The following is a 701-nucleotide window of genomic DNA, read 5'->3' as shown; positions in this document are numbered from 1 at the left end:
AGGGAGGGGATAGCGGGTCGTTTAGAAAGATGGTGTAAAGGCAATGCCTTAGGGTGGGTTTTTGACAATCCTGATGACGACATTGGCATTGATGCAAAATTTATTGGTTATGACATGACGGATTTTTTAGACAATAATGAAATTCGTCCACCATTGATGATGTATCTTTTTCATAGAATTTTATCTCTGATTGATGGGCGTCGTATTATCATTGTCATTGATGAATTTTGGAAAGCCTTAGAGGATGATTCCTTTAAAGCCTTTGCGCAAGACAGGCTGAAAACTATCCGTAAACAAAATGGTTTGATGTTGTTTGCAACGCAATCTCCCAAAGATGCGATCAATTCGACTATTGCTCACACCATTATAGAGCAATGCCCCACACAAATTTATTTCCCTAATCAAAAGGGCAATCATGGGGATTATGTAGAAGGGTTTAAATTATCAGACAGAGAATTTAACCTGATACAATCAGAATTAAGCCGTGAGTCACGGCGTTTTCTCATCAAACAAGGACAAAGTTCAGTTGTAGCAGAACTAAATTTACGCGGCTTTGATGATGAAATAGCCATTTTAAGTGGCACCACCAAGAATATTGAACTCCTAGAGACCATTATGGATGAAGTTGGACAATCTCCAGAAAAATGGCTTCCTATTTTTCAAGAAAGGTCAAAGCAATGAAAAAACTTTTATTGGCAACA

The 701-nt window shown here is 37.9% G+C and carries 1 pseudogene; it reads left to right on the top strand.

Annotated elements, in window-relative coordinates:
• A pseudogene (locus ACFIMI_RS09740) lies at positions 1-681 on the top strand (transporter); the annotation flags it as partial.
• Positions 682-701 lie beyond the last annotated feature (20 nt).

The organism is Bartonella sp. AP4SXKL (assembly GCF_042195845.1).
GTDB lineage: Bacteria > Pseudomonadota > Alphaproteobacteria > Rhizobiales > Rhizobiaceae > Bartonella.
Note: the sequence above shows the minus strand (reverse complement) of the source record. Positions and strands in the feature narration are given on the sequence as shown.